General features: G+C 73.7%; 20 protein-coding genes and 2 pseudogenes. 13 read left to right on the top strand and 9 right to left on the bottom strand.

Annotated elements, in window-relative coordinates; genetic code table 11:
- Nucleotide 1: 1 nt before the first annotated feature.
- Nucleotides 2–2,476: a phosphoenolpyruvate synthase gene (locus tag L3X23_RS34595; RefSeq protein ID WP_237190156.1), complete on the bottom strand. Its 2,475-nt coding sequence runs from the start codon at nucleotides 2,474–2,476 to the stop codon at nucleotides 2–4.
- A gap of 122 nt (nucleotides 2,477–2,598) precedes the next feature.
- Between L3X23_RS34595 and L3X23_RS34590 the strand changes: the two genes are divergently transcribed.
- From L3X23_RS34590 to L3X23_RS34575, 4 genes are read left to right on the top strand one after another with little or no spacing between them, the layout of a single operon-like run.
- Nucleotides 2,599–2,967: a hypothetical protein gene (locus L3X23_RS34590; RefSeq protein WP_218129982.1), complete on the top strand. Its 369-nt coding sequence runs from the start codon at nucleotides 2,599–2,601 to the stop codon at nucleotides 2,965–2,967.
- Entirely contained in the window at nucleotides 2,964–4,490 is a 1,527-nt protein-coding gene (locus tag L3X23_RS34585) for a bifunctional diguanylate cyclase/phosphodiesterase (protein ID WP_237190155.1), read from the top strand. The genes L3X23_RS34590 and L3X23_RS34585 overlap by 4 nt, the downstream gene beginning before the upstream one ends.
- On the top strand, nucleotides 4,487–5,263 hold the full coding sequence (locus L3X23_RS34580) for a class I SAM-dependent methyltransferase (RefSeq protein ID WP_237190154.1): 777 nt from the start codon (nucleotides 4,487–4,489) through the stop codon (nucleotides 5,261–5,263). The genes L3X23_RS34585 and L3X23_RS34580 overlap by 4 nt, the downstream gene beginning before the upstream one ends.
- Before the next feature lie 10 nt (nucleotides 5,264–5,273).
- Complete coding sequence (locus tag L3X23_RS34575; protein WP_237190153.1) at nucleotides 5,274–6,170, top strand: intradiol ring-cleavage dioxygenase; 897 nt, start codon at nucleotides 5,274–5,276, stop codon at nucleotides 6,168–6,170.
- Between the two features lie 3 nt (nucleotides 6,171–6,173).
- On the opposite strand, the gene L3X23_RS34570 is transcribed toward L3X23_RS34575, so the two are convergent.
- A complete protein-coding gene (locus L3X23_RS34570; protein ID WP_237190152.1) occupies nucleotides 6,174–6,323 on the bottom strand; it encodes a hypothetical protein in 150 nt (49 codons plus the stop codon).
- A 236-nt stretch (nucleotides 6,324–6,559) separates the two neighbouring features.
- Entirely contained in the window at nucleotides 6,560–7,300 is a 741-nt protein-coding gene (locus L3X23_RS34565; RefSeq protein ID WP_218129991.1) for an HAD-IIA family hydrolase, read from the bottom strand.
- 121 nt (nucleotides 7,301–7,421) lie between these two features.
- Here L3X23_RS34565 and L3X23_RS34560 point away from each other — a divergent pair, with 121 nt between their 5' ends.
- Nucleotides 7,422–8,207 carry a hypothetical protein gene (locus L3X23_RS34560; RefSeq protein WP_237190151.1) on the top strand — a complete coding sequence of 262 codons (786 nt, stop codon included), beginning with the start codon at nucleotides 7,422–7,424 and terminating at the stop codon, nucleotides 8,205–8,207.
- 113 nt (nucleotides 8,208–8,320) lie between these two features.
- Here the strand turns inward: L3X23_RS34560 and L3X23_RS34555 are convergent, their stop codons facing one another.
- The 3 genes from L3X23_RS34555 to L3X23_RS34545 form a co-directional block, all read right to left on the bottom strand.
- On the bottom strand, nucleotides 8,321–9,130 hold the full coding sequence (locus L3X23_RS34555) for an Fpg/Nei family DNA glycosylase (RefSeq protein WP_237190150.1): 810 nt from the start codon (nucleotides 9,128–9,130) through the stop codon (nucleotides 8,321–8,323).
- A gap of 79 nt (nucleotides 9,131–9,209) precedes the next feature.
- Complete coding sequence (locus tag L3X23_RS34550) at nucleotides 9,210–10,019, bottom strand: Fpg/Nei family DNA glycosylase (protein ID WP_237190149.1); 810 nt, start codon at nucleotides 10,017–10,019, stop codon at nucleotides 9,210–9,212.
- The gene (locus L3X23_RS34545) at nucleotides 10,012–10,458 is read right to left on the bottom strand and encodes a ribose-5-phosphate isomerase (RefSeq protein WP_237190148.1); all 447 of its coding nucleotides are present in this window, start codon (nucleotides 10,456–10,458) and stop codon (nucleotides 10,012–10,014) included. The genes L3X23_RS34550 and L3X23_RS34545 overlap by 8 nt, the downstream gene beginning before the upstream one ends.
- A gap of 17 nt (nucleotides 10,459–10,475) precedes the next feature.
- Between L3X23_RS34545 and L3X23_RS34540 the strand changes: the two genes are divergently transcribed.
- The 6 genes and pseudogenes from L3X23_RS34540 to L3X23_RS36500 all read left to right on the top strand — a co-directional run bounded on the left by L3X23_RS34540 (nucleotide 10,476) and on the right by L3X23_RS36500 (nucleotide 18,827).
- Nucleotides 10,476–11,141: a DUF429 domain-containing protein gene (locus L3X23_RS34540; protein WP_237190147.1), complete on the top strand. Its 666-nt coding sequence runs from the start codon at nucleotides 10,476–10,478 to the stop codon at nucleotides 11,139–11,141.
- A 79-nt stretch (nucleotides 11,142–11,220) separates the two neighbouring features.
- The gene (locus L3X23_RS34535) at nucleotides 11,221–11,868 is read left to right on the top strand and encodes a molybdenum cofactor guanylyltransferase (protein ID WP_237190146.1); all 648 of its coding nucleotides are present in this window, start codon (nucleotides 11,221–11,223) and stop codon (nucleotides 11,866–11,868) included.
- A 5-nt stretch (nucleotides 11,869–11,873) separates the two neighbouring features.
- Nucleotides 11,874–12,443 (top strand): annotated as a pseudogene (locus L3X23_RS34530) (TenA family protein); the annotation flags it as partial.
- 150 nt (nucleotides 12,444–12,593) lie between these two features.
- Nucleotides 12,594–15,149, top strand: a complete 2,556-nt coding sequence (locus L3X23_RS34525; protein ID WP_237190144.1) for a carboxylate--amine ligase/circularly permuted type 2 ATP-grasp protein — start codon at nucleotides 12,594–12,596, stop codon at nucleotides 15,147–15,149.
- 60 nt (nucleotides 15,150–15,209) lie between these two features.
- The gene (locus L3X23_RS34520; protein ID WP_093089040.1) at nucleotides 15,210–16,976 is read left to right on the top strand and encodes an N-acetylglutaminylglutamine amidotransferase; all 1,767 of its coding nucleotides are present in this window, start codon (nucleotides 15,210–15,212) and stop codon (nucleotides 16,974–16,976) included.
- Complete coding sequence (locus tag L3X23_RS36500) at nucleotides 16,977–18,827, top strand: prolyl oligopeptidase family serine peptidase (protein WP_237190143.1); 1,851 nt, start codon at nucleotides 16,977–16,979, stop codon at nucleotides 18,825–18,827.
- Between the two features lie 13 nt (nucleotides 18,828–18,840).
- Here L3X23_RS36500 and L3X23_RS34510 read toward each other — a convergent pair whose 3' ends face one another.
- Both L3X23_RS34510 and L3X23_RS34505 read right to left on the bottom strand, forming a co-directional pair.
- Nucleotides 18,841–20,337, bottom strand: coding sequence for a serine/threonine-protein kinase (locus tag L3X23_RS34510; RefSeq protein ID WP_237190142.1), 1,497 nt, complete (start codon nucleotides 20,335–20,337; stop codon nucleotides 18,841–18,843).
- 112 nt (nucleotides 20,338–20,449) lie between these two features.
- A pseudogene (locus tag L3X23_RS34505) lies at nucleotides 20,450–20,626 on the bottom strand (transglycosylase family protein); the annotation flags it as partial.
- Nucleotides 20,627–20,749: 123 nt separating this feature from the next.
- On the opposite strand from L3X23_RS34505, the gene L3X23_RS34500 reads away from it, so the two are divergent.
- Both L3X23_RS34500 and L3X23_RS34495 read left to right on the top strand, forming a co-directional pair.
- On the top strand, nucleotides 20,750–21,853 hold the full coding sequence (locus tag L3X23_RS34500) for a tyrosine-type recombinase/integrase (RefSeq protein ID WP_237189971.1): 1,104 nt from the start codon (nucleotides 20,750–20,752) through the stop codon (nucleotides 21,851–21,853).
- Complete coding sequence (locus tag L3X23_RS34495; RefSeq protein WP_237189972.1) at nucleotides 21,850–23,928, top strand: site-specific integrase; 2,079 nt, start codon at nucleotides 21,850–21,852, stop codon at nucleotides 23,926–23,928. Before L3X23_RS34500 ends, L3X23_RS34495 begins: the two co-directional genes overlap by 4 nt.
- A gap of 20 nt (nucleotides 23,929–23,948) precedes the next feature.
- On the opposite strand, the gene L3X23_RS34490 is transcribed toward L3X23_RS34495, so the two are convergent.
- Nucleotides 23,949–26,135: a DUF4038 domain-containing protein gene (locus L3X23_RS34490; protein ID WP_237197901.1), complete on the bottom strand. Its 2,187-nt coding sequence runs from the start codon at nucleotides 26,133–26,135 to the stop codon at nucleotides 23,949–23,951.
- Between the last annotated feature and the right edge of the window lie 179 nt (nucleotides 26,136–26,314).

Raw genomic sequence — 26,314 nt, 5'->3', positions numbered from 1 at the left:
GTCAGTAGGCACGGTCGCTCGGGCCGTGGTCGAGGATCTCGATGTAGCCCGCGGAGCCGTGCACGCGGATGCGGGCGCCGTCGGGGATGCGGGTGGTGGCGCCCTCCACCCCGACGACGGCGGGGAGGCCGTACTCGCGGGCCACGACGGCGCCGTGGGTCATCAGGCCGCCGACCTCGGTGACGAGCCCGGCGACGGTGACGAAGGCCGGGGACCAGCTGGGGTCGGTGTAGGCGGTGACGAGGACGTCGCCCGCCTCGAGGTCCGCCGTGGCCAGGTCGAGGACCACCCGGGCGCGGCCCTCCGCGGTGCCCGCCGAGACCGGGAGGCCGACCAGGGCGCCGGGTGGGACGTCCCGGCCGCGGTAGCTGCCGGAGAGCGTCTCGCCCTCGGAGGTGAGCACGCGCGGCGGGGTGAGGGCCTGGTGTGCACGGAAGGCGGCCCGCCGCTCCTCCAGCAGTGCGGGCGAGACCCGACCCGTGCGCACCACCTCGGCGAACTCGTCCAGCCGGAGCAGGAACAGGTCCGCGCGGTCGGCGAGGACCCCCGCGGCCACCTGCCGGTCCGCCTCGGCCAGTAGCGCCTCCTTGTAGAGCAGGTACCGGCTGACCATGCCGAACTTCGGGTACTCGCGGTACCCGATGAAGGTCCGGAGCCGGGCGATCGCCGCCGCGGTCCGTGCGGCCTTCGCCTCGCCGTCGGGCAGCGCGCGCAGGCGCGTGAGCAGGTCCTCCTCCATCGCCCGCGCCTGCGCCAGGCCCTCCTCGACGCGTCGGCCGCGCTCCCCCGGCGCCATCGTGTCGACGTTGCCGAGGATCAGGGGCAGCAACGCCGTGGGCTGCTCGCGCCACCGCGGCCGGGCGATGTCGATCTCGCCGACGCAGCGGGCGCCGTAGGCGTCGAGGTAGTCCTCGATCGCCCGCCGGGCCGTCGCGCCGCCCTCGAGCGCGGGCAGCCGGTCGAGGAAGTCCTCCCGGGCGGTGCGCAGGAACTCCACTATCTGGGGGAAGGGGCGGACGGCGTCGGCGACGTCGAGCAGGGCGAGACCCATCTCGGAGGTGACGTTGTGCGGCGCCGACCGGGTGAGGACGTCCGCCGCCCCGGTCTCCCCGAGCCACTCCCGCATGTGCTCGTCCAGCCAGGTGGCGGCGTCCATGCCGGACAGGAAGGCCCGGGCGCTGCGGGGGTCGTGGAGCACGCGGCGGAGCTCGGCGAAGTCGGCCTCGACGAACTCGACGAGCGCGGTGCCGGTCAACCCCGCCAGGCCCTTCGCGGTCGCCGCGAGCGAGGCCCGGGTGCCCGCGATCAGCTCCTGCACCAGCGCGGGGTCGGCGGCGATCGGCGGTGGCCCGCCGCCCAGCACCGGGGGCACCGCGGCGCCGTCCTCCTCGTCCAGCGGGATGAACCCCCTGTCCAGGACGGTCTCCAGCGCGTCACGCATCAGCGGGTCCGAGGTACCCATGACGCTCAGGAACGCGCGCCGCAGGGCGGGTGAACGCAGCCGCGGGGTGGCGTCCGCGAACAGCCTGCTGCCCGCCTCCGCCATGGGCATCGGCGTGGTCCGCTGCCAGACGGAGAGCCCGAGCGGCGTCATCGCGTCGGTCATCATCTGCTGGTGCCCGACGGAGAGGTACACGTGCGGGCCGCCGTCGTTCGGCGGGACGGGGAACAGGGTCGTGATCGGACGGCTCTGCACCACGGAGAACGCGCCGTCCCCCGCCAGACACCACTCGATGTCCTGTGGGCTGCCGAAGTGCGCCTCGATCCGCCTGCCCAGCTCCTCCAGCTCCCGCACCTGTGCCTCGGACAGGGTGTCGCCCGAGCCGGACACCGCGCCGGCCCGCACCGCGTAGACGTCCGGGTCGACCCGGCCGGACACCAGGGCCTCACCCAGCCCGTGGACGGCCTCGATCCGGGTGACGGTGCGGTTGGACGTCAGCGGGTCGGCGGTGAACAGCACGCCGGACACCTCGGCGGCCACCATCTCCTGCACGACCACCGCCATGGCGACCCGGCCCTCGTGGATGCCGCGCTCGGCGCGGTAGGCCACGGCACGGTCGGTGAACAGCGAGGCCCAGCAGGTGCGGACGCGCTCCACGACCTCCCCCGGCGGGACGTCGAGGAAGGTGTCCTGCTGGCCCGCGAACGAGGCGTCCGGCAGGTCCTCGGCAGTGGCGCTGGACCGGACGGCGTACCCGCCCGTCCCGAGCGCCCCGGTGATCTCGGCGGCGAGGTCCGCGGGGACGGGTGTCCCCTCGATCGCCGCTCGCAGCGCGGCAGCGGACCCGGGGAGCCCCTCGACCAGGGCGGCGAAGCCCGGCACCGCGTCGACGAAGCGGCGGTAGTCCTGCACGGGCACGACCACGCCCGGCGGGACGCGCACCCCGGTGATCCGGGCCAGCTCCCCCAGGTTCGCGCCCTTGCCCCCGGCGACGGCACCCGCCGACCGGTCCACCTCGTCGAATCCCAGCACCATGCGATCCCCCGATCCGCGCAGCTCACCGCTCCGGCGGGAGATCTTGCGCCCCCACCGGGGGCTTGCCGCAAGTCCCCCGCGGCGCTATACGTTGAGAGTGGCCGGGACGCTAGGGTGTCGCGGTGGACGAGCATGACGACGCGCCGGACTCCATGGCGTTCGTCGTCGAGGCGGACGGGCTGGTCCGGCTGAGCTGGCGCCAGGGCGTCGCGATCTCCGGCGAGCTGGCCGAGCGGGCGATGCGCCGGGTGGACGAGCTCAACGGCGACACCGAACACCCGCTGCTCGTGGTGATGCGCGGGACCGGGTCGCTCAGCCGGGAGGCCCGCATGGTGTTCGCCCGCCGCTGCACGGCCAGCCGGATCGCGCTGCTCGGCAGCTCCGCGGTCGACCGGGTGCTGGCGAACTTCGCCCTGGGCGTGCGCAGCCAGCCCGTCCCCACCCGCTTCTTCACCGACGAGGACCTCGCCCTGGGGTGGTTGCGGGGATGACCGACCCGGCCGACGCCCGGCTCGACCAGCTCGTGGACCTGGTCGTCGAGCTGGCGTCCGGGCGCCTCGACCGGCGGATGCCGGTGTCCGACGCCGGGGACCGGATCGACGCCGTCGTCATGGGGCTCAACATGATGGCCGAGGAGCTCGCCGCCCTCAACGAGGATCTCGAGGCGCGGGTCGCGGAGCGCACCCAGCAGCTCCACACCGCGCGGCAGGAGCTCGAACGGGTCGCGCTCTACGACCCGCTGACCGGGCTGGCGAACCGCTCCCTGCTGGGCGACCGGATCGAGCGGGCCATGGCGCACGCCGAGCTCGGCGCCGCGCCGCCCGCCGTGCTGGTCCTCGACCTGGACGGCTTCAAGGCGGTCAACGACACGTTCGGCCACGCCGTCGGCGACCTGCTGCTGGTCGAGGTCGCAGAGCTGCTGCGGCAGGTCGTGCACGAGACGGACACCGTCGCGCGGCTGGGGGGCGACGAGTTCGCCGTGGTTGTGCTCGACGGCGAGGTCGAGCCGGTGATGGAGGTGGCGGACCGCATCCTCGCGGCGCTGGCCCACCCGGTGCACGCGGGCGGGCACGCCTGCTGGGTCGGGGCGAGCATCGGGGTCTGCTTCGCCACCCGCGGACAGCGCGCCGACACCCTGCTGCGGGATGCCGACACCGCGATGTACGCGGCCAAGGCCGAGGCGCCGGGGACCGTGCAGATCTACGAGCCCGCGATGCACGCCGCGGCGCTCGCCCGGCTCCGGCTGGCCGAGGACCTGCGCGGCGCGCTCGCCGAGAACCGGCTGGAGGTGCACTACCAGCCGATCGTCGAGCTGGCCGGGCGCGGGCTGGCCGGCGTGGAGGCGCTCGCGCGCTGGAACCACCCGGTCCGCGGGCCGCTGCCGCCCGAGGACTTCGTGGCGGTGGCGGAGGCGACCGGCCTGGTCGTCACGCTGGACACCTGGGTGCTCGACGCGGCCGTGGCCCAGCTGGCGCGGTGGCGGGCGACCGTGCTCGGGGACCGGCCGTTCGGGCTGCACGTGAACATCTCACCCGTCGGGTTCCGGTCGCCGCGCTTCGCCGACACGGTCGCGGCCTGCCTGGCCCGCCACGGGGTGCCTGCGCGGGACGTGCTGCTCGAGGTCACCGAGACGCAGATGATGGGCGAGGACGCGCAGACGCTGCAGACGATGGAGTCGCTGCGCGCCGCCGGTGTCGGGGTGGCCATCGACGACTTCGGCACGGGGTGTTCGTCCCTGACCTACGTGCGCAGGCTGTTCGTGGACCTCATCAAGATCGACCGCTCGTTGATCACCGGCCTGGACTCCGACGCGGGCACGCACCGGGTGGCGGCGGCGCTGCTCGCCGTCGTCGACGCGTTCGGGCTGGCCGCGGTGGCCGAGGGGGTCGAGACCGAGGCCCAGGCCACCGCCCTGGAGAAGCTCGGCTGCCGGTACGGGCAGGGCTGGCTGTGGGGAAGACCGCTCCCCGCGGCCGAAACGGAGCAGCTGCTGCGGACGACCGTCCACCGGTGAACGTCCGTCGGGCCCGGCTCCTCCTCCACGTCATCCGGCTCAGCCTGCGCGCCCCCCGGGACCGCTCGACCCGCTGGGAGCGCTACTGGGCCGAGACGGACGAGGTCCTGTGGGACGCGCAGGACCCCGCCGAGGCCGCGCACTACGCCGCGCTGCTGGCCCGGCACGCCGATCCCGCGCTGCCGGTCGTCGACCTCGGCTGCGGCAGCGGCCTGGTGACCCGGGCGCTGGGCGACCGCGTGGTGGGGGTGGACATCGCGCCCGCCGCGGTGGCGCGGGCCGGGGCCGGGGACTTCCGGGTCGGCGACATCACCGACCCGGCGCTGGGCCGGGCGCTGCACGCCGAGCTGGGCGACTGCACCGTGTTCCTGCGCGGCGTGCTGCACATCCTCGACCCGGCCGCCCGACGCCGGGTGGCCGAGACCGCGGCCGCGCTCGTCGGGCGCCGGGGGTCGGTCCTGATCGCCGAGACGGACTTCCCGGGCCCGCTGCTCGGCTACCTCGAGAGCCTGGGTGCGGGCCCCCACGGCATCCCCCGGCCGCTGGCCAGGGCCCTGGAGACCGGGATCCCGCGGCCGCGGCCCTTCGGCGACGCCGAGCTCGCCGACGCGTTCCCGCCCAGCCGCTGGGAGCGGGTCGTCGTGGACCACTCGGCCACCATCGCGGCGGTGCCGATGCGGGCGGCGGGCGTGCGGGAGCAGATCCCCGGGCACCTCGCGGTGCTCCGGCCGGTCACAGGCGCCGCACAGCAGACCCACAGCCCGACTCCCTAGCGTTCGTCCCATGCCGAACGAGATGTCGCACTCCCCGGCCTACCGGGGCCGCCGCCTCCCCCGACCCGACGAGGAGGTCGTCGACCAGGGGCTCGCGTTCGACATGGGCACGCTGCTCGGGCGCAGGCGGATGCTGCGCGTGCTGGGTGTCGGGGCGGCCACCCTGGGTCTGGCGGCCTGCGGGGCGGGCACCACGACGTCGAGCGCCGCGACGGCCACCACGAGCGCGGGCGAGATCCCCGACGAGACCGCGGGCCCCTATCCCGGGGACGGCTCCAACGGGCCGAACGCGCTGGCCGAGAGCGGGATCGTCCGCAGCGACATCCGCTCCAGCATCGGCACCGGGTCGGCGACGGCCGAGGGCGTTCCGATGACCCTGGAGCTGACGGTCGCCGACCTGGCGAACGGAGGCTCGGCCTTCGCGGGTGTGGCCGTGTACGTGTGGCACTGCGACCGGGAGGGTCGCTACTCGCTCTACTCCGAGGGCGTCGAGAACGAGAACTACCTGCGCGGTGTGCAGATCGCGGACGCCGACGGCACGGTGCGCTTCACGAGCGTCTTCCCGGCCTGCTACCCGGGCCGGTGGCCGCACGTGCACCTCGAGGTCTACCCGGACGGGGCGAGCATCACCGACTCCGCGAACGCCGTCGCGACCTCGCAGGTCGCGCTGCCGCGGGACGTCTGCGAGGCGGTCTACGCACAGTCCGGCTACGCGTCCTCGGTGCCGAACCTCGCGGAGCTGAGCCTCGACACCGACGGTGTCTTCGGCGACGACGGCGGCGCGTCCCAGCTGGCGACCGTCACCGGCGACCCGACGGGCGGCTACGCCGTCTCGTTGCCGGTCCGGATCGACACCCGGACCACCCCGTCGGCCGGCGGTGGGGCTCCGGGCGGACCACGTCGCTGAGGATCAGGCGGCGTTCGGCTCGTCCCAGACCCACTGGGAGACCATCGGGCTCGGGCAGTCCGGGCACTCGACGGCGAAACCCGCCGTCTCCTCGCCGGACATCTCGGCATAGGAACCGCATTCCGGGCAGCTCCACCACACGGTGTCACTCATGACGTCCGAGGGTAATCACATGTGTGTGATTCGCAAGTCCGGAGCATGATGAAATGGTCCGAACGCGCCGTAACACGGCGTGAGAGCCCGGCGAGTCTCCCCCCGAGGCGCCGAGTACCCGAACGGGTGACCGGGCGGACACGGGGCGCCCCTCCCGCGGCCGGGAGACACCCCTCCCTCACCGGCCGCCGGTCCACGCCGGCGTGCCCGCCGGCGTGGACCACCTGGGCCGACCGCTACACGTCGTCGACCAGCTCGGCGATGGACGAGACCACCCGGTTCGGCCGGTACGGGTACCTGTCCACCCGGTCGGCACGCATGATCCCGCTGAGCACCAGCACCGTGCGCATGCCCGCCTCCAGGCCCGCGACGACGTCGGTGTCCATCCGGTCCCCGATCATCACCGTGGTCTCGGAGTGGGCGCCGAGACGGTTGAGCGCGGCGCGCATCATCAGCGGGTTCGGCTTGCCCACGAAGTAGGGGTCCACCCCGGTGGCCCGGGTGATCAGCGCGGCGACCGAGCCGGTCGCGGGCAGCGACCCCTCGTTCGACGGCCCGGTGGCGTCCGGGTTGGTGGCGACGAACCGGGCGCCCGCCTCGACCAGCCGGATCGCCGTCGTCACCGCCTCGAAGCTGTAGGTGCGGGTCTCCCCCAGCACCACGTAGTCCGGCGCGGAGTCGGTGAGCACGTACCCGATCTCGTGCAGGGCCGTGGTCAGGCCCGCCTCGCCCACCACGTAGGCCGAGCCGCCGGGGCGCTGCTGGTCGAGGAAGGTCGCGGTGGCCAGCGCGGAGGTCCAGATCGACTCCACCGGGACGTCGATGCCGGTGTTGCGCAGCCGGAACTGCAGGTCGCGCGGGGTGTAGATCGAGTTGTTGGTGAGGACCAGGAAGGGAGTCTCGGTCTCGCGCAGACGCTTCACGAACTCGTCGGCGCCGGGGATGATGTTCCCCTCGTGGACGAGCACGCCGTCCATGTCGGTCATCCAGGCCTCGACGGGCTTGCTCTCGGACACCCTGGCAGGGTAGCCCCGGGAACGGACGCGGGCTTTCGTCCGTTATCTCCGTAGACGATTCGGAGTACAGGGAGAGAGACCCGTGGACCTCGTGACCATTCTGATCCTGCTCGCCGTGGTGGGTGGTGTCATCTGGCTGGTCCGCAACCGTGGCGCGGGCCAGGCCGCACAGCTGGAGGACGCCAAGTCCGACGCGCGCCGCTGGCTCGAGCGCCTCGGCGGCCAGGTGCTGAACCTGATCGGCACGAACGAGGCCGCGAAGCAGGCGCTCGCCGACGCGTCCGAGCGCTACAACGCCGCGGGCTCGCAGATGGAGCAGGCGAAGACCCCGGCGCAGGCCCGCGGCGTGACCGAGACCGCCTACGAGGGCCTCTACTACGTCCGGGCCGCGCGGCTGGCCATGGACATGGACCCCGGCCCCGAGCTGCCGCCGCTGCCCGGTCAGCAGCGCGCGGGCGCGGTCACCGAGGAGCGGAACGTCGACGTCGAGGGCCAGAGCTACAGCGCCTCGCCGAACCCCTCGGACCGCAACTCGCACTACTACCCGGGCGGGAACGTCGCGGGGCGGCCGGTCCCGGCGGGCTGGTACTCCGAGCCGTGGTGGAAGCCGGCGCTGGTGGCGGGCGCCTGGGGTGTCGGGTCGGCGCTGCTGTTCAGCGCGATGTTCTCCGGCATGGCAGGCAGCGCCTACGCGGGCGGCTACGAGCAGGGCCTGGCGGACGCGCAGGCCGAGGACATGGGCGGCGGTGACATGGGGGCCGACGGCGGCGACATGGGCGGCGACGGCGGTGGCGACTTCGGTGGCGGGGACTTCGGCGGAGGCGACTTCGGCGGGGGCGGAGATTTCGGCGGAGGGTTCGACTTCTGATCATCGGGGGTTTGCGAATCCGATGATCGGGTAATCCATGCTCGGAGCAGACCTCGGCCGGCACGACCGGCCATGCGACACAGACCGGCCCGGAGCGCTCAGTCCCGGGCCGGTCAGTGCTTTCCGGGGTCGTCCGCCGCCTGGCACCGGGGGCACCAGAAGAGGTTGCGGCCCTGGTGGGTCGTGCGGGCGATCGGGGTGCCGCACACCAGACAGGGGCGCCCGGCGCGGCGGTAGGTGTAGACCGCGCCAGCGCAGGCGCTGTTCCCGTCGTCGCCCCCGGGCACGCAGGTCGTCTCGATCCGGCCCGCCCGCTCCCCCGCCCGCAGCATGTCGGTCAGGTCGGCCCACAGGGCGTCGAACCGCTCGCGGCCGAGGTCACGGCCCGCCCGCTGCGGGTCGAGGCCGCACCGGAACAGGGTCTCGGCCCGGAAGACGTTCCCCAGCCCGGCGATCACGCTCTGGTCCATCAACAGCGACGCCAGCGGCGCGCGGGAGCGCGAGATCCGGCGCCAGGCCTCCTCCGGGTCCGCGTCGGCGCGCAGCGGGTCGGGGCCGAGGCGGGCGCGGATGGCCTTCACCTCGACGTCGGTGAGCACCGCGCAGGCCGAGGGTCCACGCAGGTCGGCGTAGTGGGTCTCGCCGACCATCCGCATCCGGACCTGGCCCCGCGGCTCCGGCAGGGGGAGCCGCCGGTTGGGGAACCGACCCCACAGACCCAGGTGGACGTGCACGACGAGATCCGGGCCGTAGTGCTGGAACAGGTGCTTGCCGTGCGCCTCGACGGCGGCGAGCACCCGGCCGTCGACCAGCTCGGCGTCCGTGGCGAAGCGGCCCTGGGGGCTGCTCACCGCGACCGGCGCCCCCGCGAACCGGCGGCGCTGCAGGCGGGCCATGCGGTGCACGGTGTGGCCTTCGGGCATCCCCCGAGCCTGCCCGCACCCCGCCGATCCCGCGCGTCGACCCGTGAGCGGCGATGGTCGCCAGGGCGACCATCGCCGCTCACGAGGGTTGGCAGGTGGGGCACCAGAACAGGTTGCGGGCCTGGTGGGTCACGGTCAGCACGGTGGTGCCGCAGACGTGGCAGGGCAGCCCGGCCCGGCGGTAGACGTACACCTCGCCGCCGTGGCGGTCCTTCCGCGGGGCGAGCCCCTTGCGCCGGGGGTCGTCCTCCGGTCGCACCGTGTCGATCCGGCCCTTCCGCACGCCGTCCTTCATCAGGGCGACGAGGTCCGCGGCCATCGCGTCCCACGTGCCCCGGTCCAGCGCCCGGCCGGAGGTCTGCGGGTCCAGGCGGTGGCGGAACAGCAGCTCGGCGCGGTACACGTTCCCGACGCCGCTGATCACCTTCTGGTCCATCAGCAGCGTGGCGAGCGGGCTCGAGCTCCTCGCGAGCCGGGCGTACACCCGGTCCGGGTCGAAGTCCCGGCGCAGCGGGTCGGGGCCGAGACGCTCCCGGATGGCCTTCACCTCGGCGCGGGTGAGCAGCTCGCACGCCGTGGGGCCGCGCAGGTCCGCGAAGTGGGTCTCCCCGACCAGCCGCATCCGCAGCTGTCCGCGAGGCTCCGGCGCGGGCAGCTCGCCCTCGTCGAACGTGCCGTAGAGACCCAGGTGGACGTGCACCACGAGGTCCGCGGCGAAGGTGTGGAACAGGTGCTTGCCGTGGGCCTCGGCGCGGGTGAGCACCTGGCCGTCGAGCAGGGCGGCGGAGTCGGCGAAGCGGCCCTGCGGACTGGTGACCCGCACGGGCCTGCGCGCGAAGAGCTTCTGGTGCCTGCGGGCGAGCCGGTGGAGGGTGTGGCCCTCAGGCACGTTCGTACGCGGACACCTGGTCGATGCGCCGCTGGTGGCGCTCGCCGTGGCTGAACGGGGTGGCGAGGAAGGCCTCGACGATCGCGAAGGCCTCCGCCTCGGTGTGCTGGCGGGCGCCGATCCCGACGACCTGCGCGTCGTTGTGCTCGCGGCTCAGCTTCGCGGTGTCGACGTTCCACGCCAGGGCGGCGCGGATCCCCTTCACCTTGTTCGCGGCGATCTGCTCGCCGTTGCCCGACCCGCCGATGACGACGCCGAGGCTGCCCGGGTCGTTCACCACCTTCCGCGCGGTGTCGATGCAGAAGGCGGGGTAGTCGTCCTCCGGGTCGTAGGTGAGGGCGCCGACGTCCACGACGTCGTATCCCTTGCCGCCCAGGTGCTTCACCAGGGCCGCCTTGAGCTCGAAACCGGCGTGGTCACTGCCGAGGTAGACGCGCACGACGAGAATCCTGCCTCATGAGGGTCGCCGGTGTGGACGGGGTGCCCGGAGGGTGGGTCGTGGTCCGGCTCGCACCCGTCCGGTGGGACGTCGTGGTCTCGGCCGCCGAGGTCGTCGCGCTGACGGCGGGCTGCGACGCGGTGGCGGTCGACATCCCGCTCGCGGTGCCGGTGTCCGGGTGGCGACCGTGCGACGGGCTGGCCGCGGCCCGGCTGGGCCGGGCCCGGTCGTCGATCTTCCCGGCGCCCCCGCTGCCGGTGCTGCAGGCCGCCTCGCACGCCGAGGCCGTCGCGGTGGCGCGGCGGCTCACCGGCAAGGGCATCAGCATCCAGACCTGGAACATCCGGCGGCAGATCCTGGACTGGCTGTCCGTCGACCTGCCGCCGACGGTCGTGGAGGCCTCGCCCGAGCTGGCGTTCCGCGGGCTGCTCCCCGGTGATTTCGCCTCGAAGAAGACGGCCCGCGGGGTCGGCAGACGGCTCGCCGCGCTGGGCACCTGGGTGTCGCCGTCGGTGTTCACCGACCTCCCCGCAGGCGCCCGGCTCGACGACTGCCTCGACGCCCTGGCCTGCGCCTGGACCGCCGAGCGGGTCGCGGCGGGCGAGGTGGAGATGCTGGGCGGGGAGCTGGGCGCGGACGGGCGGGTGATGCGGATCGCGGCTCCGGTGGTGGGTGGCGGCTGACGCTTGGGCGTCCCAAGCGTCGCTGAGCGGTGCTTGGGCGTCCCGAGCGTCAGGGCCGGGCCGGGCAGGAGCCTGCGGCATGCTGGCAGCCGTGCGGCGGGGCGACGACAGGGGGAACCGGGTGCGGGCGGCGGGGATCGTGCTGGCGGGTGGACGCTCGTCCCGGATGGGCCGGTCGAAGGCGTGGTTGGACTGGCGCGGCACGCCCCTGCTGGCGCACGTCGTCGCGACCGTCGGCGGCGTCGTCGGGCCGGTGGTCGTGGTGGGGGCGCCGGGGCAGGACCTGCCGGCGACCGGCGCCGAGACCGTCGCCGACCCCGTCGCGGGGCGCGGGCCGCTGCAGGGCATCGCGACCGGGCTCGCCGCGGTGGCGGGCCGGGCGGACGCCGCGTTCGTCGCGTCGGTGGACCTCCCGCTGCTGCACCCGGCCTACGTCCGGCGGGTGCTGGACCTGCTCGGGGACCACGACGTGCTGCTCCCGGTGGCGCACGGCCACCACCAGCCCCTCGCCGCGGCGTACCGGGTGGGGCTCGCCGCGACCGTCGCCGACCTGCTCACCGCGGGCCGCAGCCGACCGCCCGACCTGTTCGCGACCGTCGACGTCCGCCGGGTGGAGGCCGCGGAGCTGCTGGCGGATCCCGCGCTGGCCGCGGCCGATCCCGCGCTGCGGTCACTGGTCAACGTCAACACCCCCGACGAGTACGCGACGGTCGTCGGCGAGACTTGATCCCCGTGTCGTTCTCCGAAGAGCTCCGCAGGACCCACGCCGAGACCTGGGCCGCCGCCGTCGGGCACCGGTTCGTCGACGAGCTGTGGGCGGGCACGGTGGACCGGACGGTCCTCGCCCGCTACCTCGTGCAGGACTTCCAGTTCTGCGACGCGTTCCTCGCCCTGATGGGCGCGGCCGTCGCGACCTGCGACGATCCCGCCGCGCGGGTGGTCCACGCCCGCCAGGTCGGGCTGGTCGCGGGCGACGAGCACGAGTTCTTCCTGTCCTCGTTCCGCACGCTCGGCGTCTCGGCCGAAACCGAGGCCACGGCCGGGCTCGCCGCCCCGACCCGCGGGTTCGTCGAGCTGATGGACACCGCGCGCGCGGACGCGAGCTACGCCGAGATCCTCGCCGTGCTGCTGGTGGCCGAGTGGCTCTACCTCGACTGGGCGGCGCGCGACGCGCCGACGCCCGCCGACCCGATCGCCGCGGAGTGGATCGACCTGCACCGGGGCCCCGCGTTCGCGGCGTGGGTGGACTTCCTGCGGGCCGAGTTCGACCGGGCCGCCGCGCACTCGTCGCACGTCGTCCGGGTGAGCAGGCGGTTCGGCGAGGCGGTGGATCTGGAGCTGGCGTTCTTCGAGGCGGCCTACGGCTGAGGGGGCGCCGGGGTGGGTACAAGCGGGTGTGGCGGCCGTCTGGGGGCTATGCGCCCGTAACAATTCGCACCTAGCGTCACTCGCATGAGTGCCGCCGGGAGACCCCTTCTCGGGGTCGAGGAGGAGTTCCACGTCGTGGATCTCACGACCCGGCGCGCCGCGCCGGAGGTCGACGTCCTGCTCCCCGAGCTCGACGGGGCGGAGTTCGCGCGGGAGCTGCAGCGTTCGCTGGTCGAGACCAACACCCCGGTCTGCGAGACCCTCGACGAGCTGGGCGGACACCTCCGCAGGCTCCGCGCCAGGCTGGAGTCGGTGGCGAGCCCGCGCGGGCTCGGGATCGTCGCGGCGGGCACCGTCCCGCTCGTCGACCTGACCGGGGACGACATCTCCGCGGGCGCCCGCTACGAGAAGATGCAGCACGAGTACCAGATGCTGGTGCGCGAGCAGCACATCTGCGGGGCGCAGGTGCACGTGGACGTGCCGGACCGGGACACCGCGGTGCAGGTCGTGCGGCGGGTGGCGCCGTATCTGAGCATCCTGCTCGCGATCTCCGCGAGCTCCCCGTACTGGCGCGGGCACGACACGGGCTACGCCAGCTACCGCAGCATGGTGTGGTCGCGTTGGCCCACGGCGGGGCCGCCGGCGATGGTCGAGACGGGCGCCGAGTACGACGCGATGGTGGCTCAGCTGATCGCCAGCGGCACCATCTCCGACCCGGGGATGCTCTACTTCGACATCCGGCCCAGCGCGCACGTGCCGACCGTCGAGCTGCGGGTGTGCGACGCGTGCACCGAGGTGGACGACGTCGTGCTCATCGCCGGGCTGTTCCGTGCCCTGGTCTGCCGGGCGCGCGAGGAGATCGACGCGGGGCAGCCGCTGCCCGCGGTCAGCCAGGAGCTGCTGCGGGCCGCGGCCTGGCGGGCCGCCCGGTCCGGGCTGGAGGGCGACCTCGTCGACCTGGCGGGGCCCACGCTCGTCAGCCCGCCGCTGCTCGTCGGGCAGCTGGTGCAGAGCCTGCGCCCGCAGCTGGAGGAGCTCGGCGACTGGGAGCAGGTCCTGGAGCTGTCCCAGGGCACGCTGCTGCGCGGGTCCGGGGCGGCCCGGCAGCGGCGGATGTACGGGCGGCGCGGCGAGCTGGTGGACGTCGTCGACGCCCTGATCGAGAACACCCAGGGCAGGCTGCTGGCGATCGACCCGCCGGTCGAGGCGCCGCTGGCCCAGGCCCTGCTGCAGGACTACCACCCCGCCACCTTCGACGAGGCCGTCTCCGACGGCGGCACCGTGCTGCCCGCCTACGGCTGGATGTTCCGGGCGCTCGACCGGCTCGGGCCGCGCGGCCTGGTCGCGGCCGAGGCCGCGCTGGCGACCGAGCAGCGCGCCCGCGGCGTCACCTTCGGGGACGACGGTCGGCTGTTCCCGCTGGACCTGGTCCCGCGGATCATCACGGCGGACGACTGGCAGACGCTGGAACCCGGCCTCGGCCAGCGCGTCCAGGCCCTCGAGCACTTCCTGCGGGACGCCTACGGCGACCGCCGGATCGTCCGGGACGGGATCGTGCCGGCCGCCGTGCTCGACAACGCACCCGGCAGGCACCGCAACGGCGAGATCGTGCCCGCGGACGTCGTCCGGATCGCGGTGGCCGGGATCGACCTGGTCCGAGACGCCCCGGACCACTGGCTCGTCCTGGAGGACAACCTGCGGGTGCCCTCGGGCATCGGGTACTCGATCATGTCCCGGCGGCTCGTGCGGTCGGTGATGAGCGATCTCGAGCCGCCCACCGGCGTCGTCGGGTTGGAGGACGTGCCCGGGCGGCTGCGGGCCGCGCTGCTCTCCGCCACCGAGACCGGCACCCCGGGGCACGACGAGGTGGCGCTGCTCTCGTCCGGCCCGTCGGACTCCGCGTTCTTCGAACACGAGCTGCTCGCCACGCAGATGGGGGTCCCGGTGGTCACCCCGCGGGACCTGCAGGTCACCGACGAGGGCGTCTACCTGGTGTCGGTCGGCAGCAAGCGGCGGCTCTCCGCGCTCTACCGTCGGATGGACGAGAAGGACCTCATGTCCTCGCGCGGCGCGGACATGCGCCCGATCGGACGGGCCCTGGCCGCCGCCGTCGCCAAGGGGCGGGTCGCGCTGCTCAACGCCCTGGGCAACGGGCTCGCGGACGACAAGCTGGTCTACGCCTACGTCCCGGACATGATCCGCTTCTACCTCGGCGAGGAGCCGCTGCTCGACTCGGTGCCGACCTACCCGTGCGTCGACGACGCGCGGCGCGCCGAGGTGCTCGACCGGCTGGACGAGCTCGTCCTCAAGCCGGTCGACGGCTACGGCGGCAGCGGGATCGTGATCGGCCCGCACGCCGAGCGCTCCGAGCTCACCGAGGTGGAGAAGCAGATCCGCGCCGAGCCCGCGCGGTGGGTGGCGCAGGACATGGTGCAGCTCTCCACGCACCCGACCTTCTCGGGGCGCCGGTTGGAGCCGCGCGCGGTCGACCTGCGCGCGTTCGTCTTCCAGAGCCAGTACGGCGGCAACGCGCACCTCGACGTGGTGCCCGCCACCCTGTCCCGGGTCGCGCCGGCAGGCTCACTGATCGTCAACTCGTCGCGGGGCGGCGGGGCGAAGGACACCTGGATCTTGCGCTGAGGTCGTGCGCGGCGAGTGGTGCTCTGGCACCACTCGCCGCGCACGGGTAGGGAGTGGCACATGTGCGGTATCGCGGGCGAGATGCGGTTCGACGGGGAGGCGGCGGATCCGGCGGTGGTCGCGCGGATCACCAAGGCCCTCGAACGGCGGGGGCCGGACGGGACCGGGGTGCACGCCGCGGGGCCGGTCGCGCTGGGGCACCGCAGGCTGAAGATCATCGACCTGTCGGAGCGCGGGGCGCAGCCGATGGTCGACTCGGCGCTCGGCCTGGCCGTGGTGTTCAACGGTTGCATCTACAACTACCGCGAGCTGCGCACCGAGCTGGAGGCCGCGGGGCACACGTTCTTCTCGAACTCGGACACCGAGACCGTGCTCAAGGCCTACGCGCACTGGGGCGCGGCCTGTGTGGAGCACTTCAAGGGGATGTTCGCGTTCGCGGTGTCCGAGCGGGACACCGGGCGGCTCGTCCTGGGCCGCGACCGGCTGGGGATCAAGCCGCTGTACTACTCCCCCGGCCCGCGCCGGATCCGGTTCGCCTCCTCGCTGCCGGCGCTGCTGGCGGCGGGCGAGGTCGACACGTCCATCGACCCGGTCGCGCTGCACCACTACATGACCTTCCACTCGGTGGTGCCGGCGCCGCGGACGATCCTGAACGGCGTCCGGAAGCTGCCGCCCGCCACCGTGCGGACCTACGAGGCGAACGGCACGTTCTCCGACCACGTCTACTGGACCCCCGTCCACGAGCGACGGCTGTCCGTGCCGGACTGGACCGAGGCCGTGCTCGAGGGGCTGCGCGCCGCCGTCCGGCGCCGGATGGTCGCGGACGTGCCGGTCGGGGTGCTACTCAGCGGCGGCCTCGACTCGTCCCTGATCGTCGCGCTGCTGGCGCAGGAGGGGCAGCGGGACCTCAAGACCTTCTCCGTGGGCTTCCACGCCGCCGGCGGGGAGAAGGGCGACGAGTTCGAGTACAGCGACATCGTCGCCAAGGAGTTCGGGACCGACCACCAGCAGATCCTGGTCGACCCCGCCCGGATGCTCCCCGCCGTCGACGACACGATCACGGCGATGTCCGAGCCCATGGTCAGCCACGACTGTGTGGCGTTCTACCTGCTCAGCGAGGAGGTCGCCAAGTCGGTGACGGTCGTGCAGAGCGGGCAGGGCGCCGACGAGGTGTTCGCCGGCTACGACTGGTACCCGCCGCTGGCCGCCACACCGCGGGACCAGGCCGTGGAGGCCTACCAGGCCGTGTTCACCGACCGGCCGCACAGCGACCTGGCCTCCATCCTCGAACCCGAGTGGCTGCTCGACCACGATCCCAGCCGCGCGTTCATCACCTCACATTTCGCGCAGCCGGGGGCGGAGCGCACACTGGATGCGGCACTGAGGCTGGACAGCACGATCATGCTCGTGGACGATCCGGTCAAGCGCGTCGACAACATGACCATGGCCTGGGGGCTCGAGGCACGGGTCCCGTTCCTGGACCACGAGCTCGTGGAGCTGGCGGCGGCGTGCCCACCAGAACTGAAACTCAGCGAAGGCGGCAAGGGGGTCCTGAAGAAGGCGGCCCGCGGCGTCGTCCCGGACGCGGTCATCGACCGGCCGAAGGGATACTTCCCGGTACCGGCCATCCGGCACCTGGAGGGGCCGTTCCTCGAACGGGTGCGTGCCGCCGTCACCGATCCCGTGGCCAAGGCCCGGGGGCTGGTCCGCAGCGACTGGCTGGAGCGGATGCTGGCGGATCCGAACACGCAGCGCACCAACCTGGGTTCGAACGCGTTGTGGCAGGTAGCACTGCTGGAGATGTGGTTGCAGGAGAGGGGGATATGAGTGGAGAGCTTCACCGAACGGCGGCGCGCCCAACTGGCCGGTGACCTCGGCGATCAGCTGATCGTCCCCTCCTACCGGTCCCCGCTGCCGTCCCCCGACGGCACGCTGCTGGCCTGGATCTCCGACCGGGACGGGCGGCCGCGGGCGTGGGTGGCGCCGTTCGGCGAGGAGCCCGCCGCGCCGTTGGACACCGAGGTGGACCCGACCGTGGCCTGCGACGTCGTGGCCCTCTCGTGGTCGCCGGACGGCGCGTGGCTGGCCGTGCAGATCGCCCCCGGCGGCGGGGAGCGGACGCGGGTCCTGCTGCTGTCGCCGAACGGGGTGGAGCGCCGCGAGATCGCCGCCGGGTCGCTCGCGGTCACCCTCGGTGCGTGGTCGCCGAGCGGACGCCAGGTCGGCGTCACGATCTACGGCCCGGACGGGGACGGCACGGCCTGCCTCGTCGACGTCCGGGACGGGTCCTCGACGGTCCTCGCCTCCGGGCCCGCCGCCGTGGTGTGCGCGGTGAGCCGGGACGGACGGATCGTCGTGGTGCGGACCGGGCGGCGCGGCCGCCGCGGCCTGGAGCTGATCGACCTGTGGACCGGGCGTCGGGTGGAGCTGCTGCCCGGCCACGACGCCACCGTCGCGGACGCGCGGTTCGGCGTCACCGGGTCCGTCCTCTACCTGCACACCGACGCCGGTCGGGACCGCCCCGCGCTGCTCGCCTGCACCGTGTCCGACGACGACGTCTCCCTGGCCTGGGAGGTCGCCGCCCGCGGCGGAGACGATCTGGACGCCTACGCGCTCGACCCCGCGGGCGCCCGCGCCGTGCTGTCCTGGAACGTCGACGGACGCAGCGAGCTGGAGCTCGTCGACCTGCGGGACGGGCTCTCCTCCCCGGTCTCCGACCAGCCCGGGGACGTCGTGACCGGGCTGGCGTTCACCCGGGACGGGCACACGCTGCTCGTCGCGTCGGAGGGCCCCACGATGCCGCCGGGCATCACGCGGATCGCGCTGGACGTGCCCCTGGCCGAGCCGGTCGCGGTGCTCCCCGGCGAGATCGAGGTGGTCGAGGACTTCGTCGAACCCACGCTGCACGAGTTCCGCGGCGAGGACGGGCTCGGGCTGACCGGCTGGCTGTTCCGGCCCCACACCGCCTACGGCGCGGCGCCCACGCTGATCTGGCTGCACGGCGGGCCGGAGGCGCAGGAACGGCCGGTGTTCCACCCGCTGTTCCAGGCGCTGGTCGCGGCCGGGGTGCAGGTCTTCGCGCCGAACGTCCGCGGCTCGGCCGGGTTCGGCCGCGCGTTCTCCCAGGCGGACGACCTGGACCAGCGGTTCACCGCCATCACCGACGTGCGGGCGGCCGTCACGTTCCTGCGCACGTCCGGGCTCGCGGACCCGGACCGGATCGGGGTGTCCGGGCGGTCCTACGGCGGGTACCTCACGCTCGTCGCACTGGCCTGGTTCCCGTCGCTGTTCGCGGTGGGTGTGGACGTGTGCGGGATGAGCGACCTCGAGACCTTCTACGCCGAGACCGAGCCGTGGATCGCGTCGTCGGCGACCACGAAGTACGGGGACCCGGTGGCGGACCGCGAGCTGCTGCGCTCGCTGTCGCCGATCCACGCCGTCGACGAGATCCGGGCCCCGCTGATGGTGGTGCACGGGCGCTACGACACGAACGTCCCGCTGGGCGAGGCGCTGCGCATGGTCGCGGCCCTGGAGCAGCGCGGCGCCACCCCCCGGCTGCTGCTCTTCGACGACGAGGGCCACGAGACCCACGCCGTCGCCCACCGGGCGCAGTTCGTCCGCGAGGTGGTGGGGTGGGTCACCGCGCACCTGCAGGAACCGGCCTCCCAGACGGCGTGAGGCGGCGGTCCGCTCAGGCCCGCGAGAAGGACTGGATCAGGTCGTCCTGCACGGTGAACGTGTAGGGCTCGCTGCTGGTGGAGCCGTCCGCCCTGGTGAAGACGATGGTGGCCGAGACCTGGCCGTTCCCCGAGCTGCGGGCGTTCTGCACCTGCACGTCCCGGATGCCCGCGTAGAAGTTCCGGAAGCCGGAGATCCCGCCCGAGGCCGCCTGCGCCTGCGGGCTGAGCCGTACGAACGCGGCGTCCGGGTCCTCGGGCAGCAGCCCGTAGTAGTCCTGCACGAAGGCCACCGCGCCGTCGCTCGCGGGGGTCGTCGTCGGGGTCGTGGTGGTGGGGCGGGGCGTCGTGGTCGTCGGCGCGGCGGTGGTGGTGCGCGGCGCGGCCGTGGTGGTCGGCCCCGCCGCGACCGGCGGCGGGTCCTCCTGCTGCCCGGTGTTCGCGCGCAGCGCACCGATCAGGACGCCGGCGCCCACCACCAGCACGGCCAGCACGCCGACGAGGATCGGGACCCACCGGCGGCGGGTCGGGGGCGTGCTCGGCGGGGGCGCGGCGGGCAGGTCGGTGAGGGTGCGCGGACCCTCCGGCGGCGGCGGGGACGCTACTGCGGCGACCTGCGTGACCGGCGCCGTCGCCACCATCCCGGCCGCGGACCCGCCCGCCGCGATCGCGGACAGGGCGTCCCTGGCCTGCGACGCGGTGGGCCGGTCGCCGGGCTCGTTGGCCATCAGGCGCATGAGCAGGGCGGTCAGCGCGCCCGCGTGCTCCGGCGGGCGGATGCGGCCGGTCGCGACCTTGTGGAGCAGGGCGTAGGCGTTGTCGTCCAGTCCGAACGGCGGCTCGCCCTCGACCGCGGCGTAGAGCGTGGCGCCGAGCGCGAACACGTCCGACGCGCTGGTCGGCTCCTGGCCGCGCGCCACCTCGGGGGCGAGGAAGGCCGGGGTGCCCGCGATCATGCCGGTGCGGGTGAGCTGCACGTCGTCCACGGCGCGGGAGACGCCGAAGTCGGTGATCTTGGCGCGGCCGTCCTCGGCGATCAGGACGTTCCCGGGCTTGATGTCGCGGTGCACCACCCCGGCCGCGTGCGCCGCGGCCAGCCCGTCCGCGATCTGCACGCCGACGGCCGCGGCGTCCTTCGGCGTCATCGGGCCCTTCTCCCCCAGGACCACCGCGAACGAGCGGCTGGGGAGGTACTCCATGACGAGCCAGGGCCGCTCGTCGTGCACCACGACGTCGAACATGCTGATGACGTGCGGGTGCTGCAGACGCGCCCCGATCCGGCCCTCGCGCAGCAGCCGCTGGCGGGACTCCTCGGCGGCGTCGTTCCCGTGGCCCATCGGGGCGCCCGCGACGATCAGCTCCTTGATCGCGACGGTGCGGTTGAGCAGCTCGTCCGTCCCGCGCCACACCGCGCCCATCGCCCCGGCGCCGATGCGCTCCTCCAGGCGGTAGCGGTTCCCGATGCGCGCGCCCCCCTCGGACGACGGCGCGGGGGGCTCGGGCGGGGTCATGACCCCCAAGGGTAGGCGGGGCTCGGCGGGGCGCTGCTCCCAGGTGCGGGGGTCATCGTGGGACTCATCGCGGGGGTGCTCGCGAGGGTCTGTTCGGGGGTCGTCGCGGGGGTCATCGCGGGAGTCCGAGCTTGCGGGCGCAGGCGGGCCAGCTGCCGTAGCCGCCGCGCTGGTCGCGGACCTTCGTGGCGACCGCGATCTGCTGTTCCCTGGTCGCGGCGTCGGCGCGCGGGGCGTGCGCGGTGCCGCCGAAGTCCTCCCAGGTCGCCTGGCTGAACTGCAGGCCACCACTTATCTGGACATCTCCTACGCCACGACGAGGAAGCTGCAGGTCAGACGACGACGGTTCATGATCTAGTTCGCGGTCATGCGAGTGGTGAAATGCGAACCGGAGCGGCCAGGAGAGCCGACGGTGGCTGTGGTCGACGACTGCGAGGTGCCGGTGGCAGAGGTGTCGGCGTTCCTGTCGTCGTTGGCGGTGCGGGAGTACTCGCCGAACACAGTCCGGGCCTACGCCTACGACCTGATGAAGCTGCTGCAGTTCCTCGACGAGCGTGGCGAGCCGGTCAGTGGGTTCTCCCCGATGCTGGCCACGGAGTTCCTGGGCTGGCTGCGGGTTCAGTCCTCGGCCGGGCGGGCGCAGCGCAGCCAGCTCGGTTTGGTCAGCGGGGACGGGCGTCGGTTGTCGGCGCGCACCTGCAACCGGGTGCTGGCTGCGGTGTCGTCGTTCTACGAGTTCCTGATCAGCTGCGGCGGCTACACGCAGGTGGAGAACCCGATCCTGCGCGAGGCCGACCAGGCCTCGTCCCGCGTGCTGGGCCGGCATCGGCCACCGCTGTTGACCAGCGCCGATCAGCGCCCGGTCCGCCGGATCTTGCGGGTCCGCACCGTCGACACGCTGCCGCGCCCGATCCCGGACGAGACCTATCTGGCGCTGCTGGGGCAGCTGGACAAGCTGCGCGACCGGGCGCTGCTTGAGCTCATGCACGAGGGCGGCCTGCGACCGGGTGAGGTGCTGGGCTTGCATCTGGAGGACATCTCCTACGGTCGGAAACGGGTCACCGTCCGCCACCGCGACGATCACCCGCAGGGCGCACGGCAGAAGTCCCGCCGAGATCGGGTGGTGGACCTGCTCGAGGACCGGGCACTCCCGGCCTTGAACCGCTACGTGCTGCTCGAACGCCCCCCGGACGCCCAGACACCGCTGCTGTTCCTGATCGGCGGCCGAGGCGCCCGCAGAGACCACGCACTGAGCTACGACGGCCTGGTCCGGCTGTTCCAGCGGGCTGCGACCCGCGCCGGAGTGCGCGAGCCCTGGCTGACCCCACACAGCCTGCGCCACACCCACGCCACCCGGATGACCGAGCTCGGGATGCGGGAGCTGACCTTGATGCGCCGCCTCGGTCACGCCCACCCGGACTCGACCAAGGTCTACGTCCGGCTCACCGACCACCAGGTCCGAGACGACTACCGGACCGCCTTGGAGCAGGGCCCGCAGCCGGAGACGGCGCGATGAGCGCGCCAGGACGTTCGCGGTCACCGCGCACCACTGACGGCTACTCGGGTCCCTCGCACGCCTCGGTCGAGGAGTACGAGCGGTTCCTGCGCGTCGGGCTGCGCGGGTCGAAGAACTGGACACCGATGCTGCTGCAGGCCAGGGCCGAGTTCGTCGAGCACTACCCGTCGATGACGCGATGGGCCCGTCGCCCGCTGGCGGAACGCGTCGGTCCCACGATCCACGCGCGCCCCGCCCCGGCGGGCACGCTGGTCGACCCGGCAGGCGCGGCGGCGAGCTTCCGAGCGCGGCCCTACCTGTTCTATCTGTCGTTGACCGGGCGGCTGCGTCTGGACTGGCCGTGGTTGTTCGGGGCCGCGAACCTGCGGATCCTCGCGATCGCCGACGGGCTGGGTCTGCCGCTGCGCGCGCAGATGGCCGCCCTGCGCGAGCAGGAGCTCGGACGAGGTGTCTCGGTTCCCAGCGTCAACAAGAGCCTGCCCTGGGCGCTGCCTCGGCTGATCCTGCACCGCGCCGACCCCGATCTCACGACGTTGTCTCTCGCCGAGATCGACGAGCTGCGCACGACCATCCGCACCGTTGCCTCGCTGCCCGAGATCGAGCAGCTCGACCTGAAGGTCCAGATGCGGTCCGGGTTCCCGATGGCCTGGCACAGCAGCGTCACCCAGACCGGGGTCGCGCTGTTCCACGCCGGGTTCATCGAAGCCCTGCCACTGCGCAAGCAACCCCGCCCGCTGGCCGCGATCAGCACCGTCTCGGCGGTCGAGGAGGCGATGCAGCGCTACCTGCGCGAGCTCGCCGTCCGACGCGCGCCCGGCACCGTCACCCAGGCCCGCTCGGGCCTGCTGCGCCTGGCGGCCTGGCACGCTGAGACCCGGCCCGAGCAGACCACCCTGGCCGGGCTCGACCGGCCCGCCCTGCTGGAGTTCCTGGCCTGGCTGCCCCACCAGCGCAAGTGGAAGCACCCCGACCAGCCGCTCTCGGCGGTCTACCGCGATCACGTCATCGGCCACGTCGCCCGGTTCTTCCGCCACGCCGCGATCAACGAGTGGCCGCACATGCCCACCAGACCCCCGCTGACCAGCTCCGACGTTCCTCGCGGGATCGAGCGCGTCCCACGGTTCATCCCGGCCGAGCAACTCGACCCGCTCATGGACGGCATCCGCGCCCTGGCTGACCCACTGCAGCGCACCGCCCTGCTGGTCGCCCGCTGGAGCGGCGCCCGCAGCGGGGAGATCCGCAAGCTCGACCTGGACTGCCTCGACACCTACCCCGACAGCACCCACCGCCTGCGCCTCGCCGCGGGCAAATCCGCCAAGGAACGGGTCGTCCCGATCCACCCCGAGGCCGCCGAGGCCGTCCGCGACCTCATCACCCGTCGCCGCGCCCAGACCGACCAGCCGCTGTTCGACCAGCGACTCGGCCGGACGGTTCGCTACCTGTTCTTGCGCAACGGGCGCCTGGCCAGCCCGGACTACCTGTTCAAAGCCGGCCTGACCGAGGTCTGCCGCGCGCTGGGCCTGGTCGACGACGACGGCAAGGCGTTGGTCCACCCGCACCGCTTCCGGCACACCATGGGCACCCAGCTCGGCGAACGCGGCGCGAAGATCCAGACCATCATGAAGGTCCTCGGGCACCGCTCCGCGGGTATGTCGATGACCTACACCAGCCTGTCCGACCCCGTCGTCCTCGCCGACTACCAGGCCGTCCTCGCCCCCGGCGCAATCCTGGCCGGGCCGCAGGCCGAGGCCATCCGCAACGGCGACCTCACCACAGAGGCCGTCAACTGGCTGTCGACGAACTTCTTCAAGACCGAGCTCGAGCTCGGCCGCTGCCTGCGCCTGCCCCAGGAAGGGCCATGCGAGTGCGACCTCTACCTGACCTGCTCGAAGTTCGTCACCACCCCCGACTACACCCCGAGACTCCGCATCCGGCTCGACACCGAACAGCAGCTCGTCTGCGACGCAGAAGCACGTGGATGGGATCGTGAGGCCGAACGGCACCGACGAACAGCAAGTCGCGTCCAAACGCTGCTCGATGAACTCGAGGGCACCCGCCCTGCTCAGGCTGAGTGACATCGGCCCGGGGGAGCGGGTCATCTCGACCACCAGCTTGCAAGGGCGCTCAAGCTGGCCCACCAGCTGCTCGGGAGAGCCGCCGGCTCCCCTGGGCCGCAGTGATCTGCATCACTGCCGACCTCAGCTGTTCGGATAACGCCGTAGTAGCCGTTCCCGGTCGCGATGTCCCAGTCGCCGGAGGACTCGCACGCGGCCAGACGGTCCCAGACGGGGTCGGCGGCGGGCGGTGGGGCTGCGGCAGGTGGGGTGGTGGGTTCCGGGGCGGGTGGGGTGGTGGGCTCCGGGGTGGGTTCCGGGGTCGGCTCCGTGGCGGGTGGGTCGGCGGATCGGGAGCCGGCGGTCTGGGCGTCGCCGGCCTGAGTGTCCGTGGCCTGGCTGTCGGTGGCCCGGGTGTCGGTGTCGGGGGTGTCGGTGTCGGGGGTGTCGGTGTCGGGGGTCGTGGGGGTGCCGGGGTCGTCGAGGATCTCGGAGCCGGGGGCGCCGTAGCCGGCGGCGGCGTCGTCGAGGACGAGGACCCAGTCCCGCTCGTCCCCGGTGCCCGCCGGGGCCTCGAACGCGGCCGTGCCGGTGGCCTGAACCGGCTCCGGGACCTCCAGGACCTCCCCCGTCCGTGGGTCCACCCACGAGGCCTGCACGGTCTCCGCCGCCAGCATGTCCAGGTCCACGGTCACGTCCATGCCCTCGGGCGTGTACGCGACCAGGAACGACCCGTCGGAGGCCACCGCCGCCGACACCCGTGCGTCCCCCTCCAGACCGGATCCGCCGAGGGCCTCGTCCGCCGGTTCGAGCAGGCGGTAGGGCCGGGACTCCATGACCCGCCGCAGCACGCCGAGCTCCGCGCCGTCCGAGCCGTCTGCACCGTCCGAGCCGTCTGCACCGTCCGCGCCCTGCTCCCCGGTCGGTCCGGCGTAGGTGGCGCCGGTCGCCCCGCCGAGGGTGGCGCGCCAGGCCTCGGCCCGGACGTCGTGCGCGGTCGTGGTGCCCGCACCCCCGCAGTCCTCGCCCGCTCGGGGCGGTGTCGCGTCGACCACCGGCTCGCCCGACTCCCGGTCCGACGCCCGCGCCCGCGCCCGGGTCGCCGAGTCCGCGCAACTGCCCGTCGCGGTGCCGGTGACCTGGCCGGTCGCACGGTTGTCGGGCTCGTCGGGGTCGCCGTCCGGCGCGCCGGTGCCGTTCCGGGGAGCTCCGGTCTCGGACGGCGCGGTCCTGGCCTCGCGGGGCGCCGGGTCGGTCGTGGGGTCGGTCGTCGGGTCGGATCCGCGGCCAGTGCTGTCGGAGTCGCCGGTCCTGGCCTCCGATCCGCCGCCAGTGCTGCCGGACCCGCGGCCGTCGCCACTAGCCCCACCGGCACTGGCAGCGGATCCGCGGCCGCTGCTCTCGTCAGCACCACCGGCACTGCCGTCGGATCCGCCGCCAGTGCGGCGGGACTCGCGACCGGCGCCGCCAGACCTACCGGCCCCGGCAGCGGATCCGCGGCCAGTGCTGTCCGCACCACCGGCACTGACATCCGATCCGCCGCCGGCACCGTCCGATCCGCCGGCACCATCCGATCCGCCGGCACCATCCGATCCGCCGGCGTTGTCGGACTCCCTCGGCGCCCGGCCGGACCTGCTCTGCACCGGAGCGTCACTCCCACCCGAGCGCAGCCCGTCGACCAGCTCGGACCAGATCTCGGGGCGGCTGCCGTCGTCGTCGGTGAGCCAGACCACCGAGGCGTCTCCGTAGCGGGCCGCGAGGAAGGTGCCGTAGTCCCGCGCGTTCGACTCGGTGAGCAGGCTCCCGACCTGCGCGGACGCGATCGGGGCGAGCGCCAGCGTGAGCCCTCGGGACTCGGCCTCGTCGACGATCGTGTCCACGTGGTCCCAGTAGCCGCCCTCGCTCAGGTCGAGCGCGCCGAGGTGCCCGCGGAAGGCCCGGCCGTCACCCGCCTGCAGCAGCGCGGTCCGCACCACGGTGAAGCCCTGGTCGGCTCGCGCCGCCAGGTAGTCGTCCGCACCCGGCGCGGACAGGAGGTCCCACGCCGTGTCGGCCAGCCAGTACAGCGGCGTCCCGTCGGCGTGCGCGAACCACCGACCGTCGACCCGCACCCCGCCCGGTTCCGGCCGCCCCGGGAGCACCAGCACCACTCCCACGAGCACGGCGACCACCGCCACGGCGGCCGCGCCGACCCGGCCGACCTCTCGAACCCTCCCGAAGACACGCACGGGGCGGACCGTCGCAGCATCGCGGGCCGCCCGCGGCGGAACGCGGGAGGACCGTTCACGACTGCGAACGCCGCCGCGACGCCGAGATCCCGCGTGCGAGCGGGTGATCTTCTACACCGTTTCGTGTCGAAATCATCATTCGAGGAGCACACTGTGAACGCACCGGAAAAGCGACTCAG

It is taken from the genome of Pseudonocardia sp. WMMC193, assembly GCF_021728735.1.
GTDB lineage: Bacteria > Actinomycetota > Actinomycetes > Mycobacteriales > Pseudonocardiaceae > Pseudonocardia > Pseudonocardia oroxyli.
Note: the sequence above shows the minus strand (reverse complement) of the source record. Positions and strands in the feature narration are given on the sequence as shown.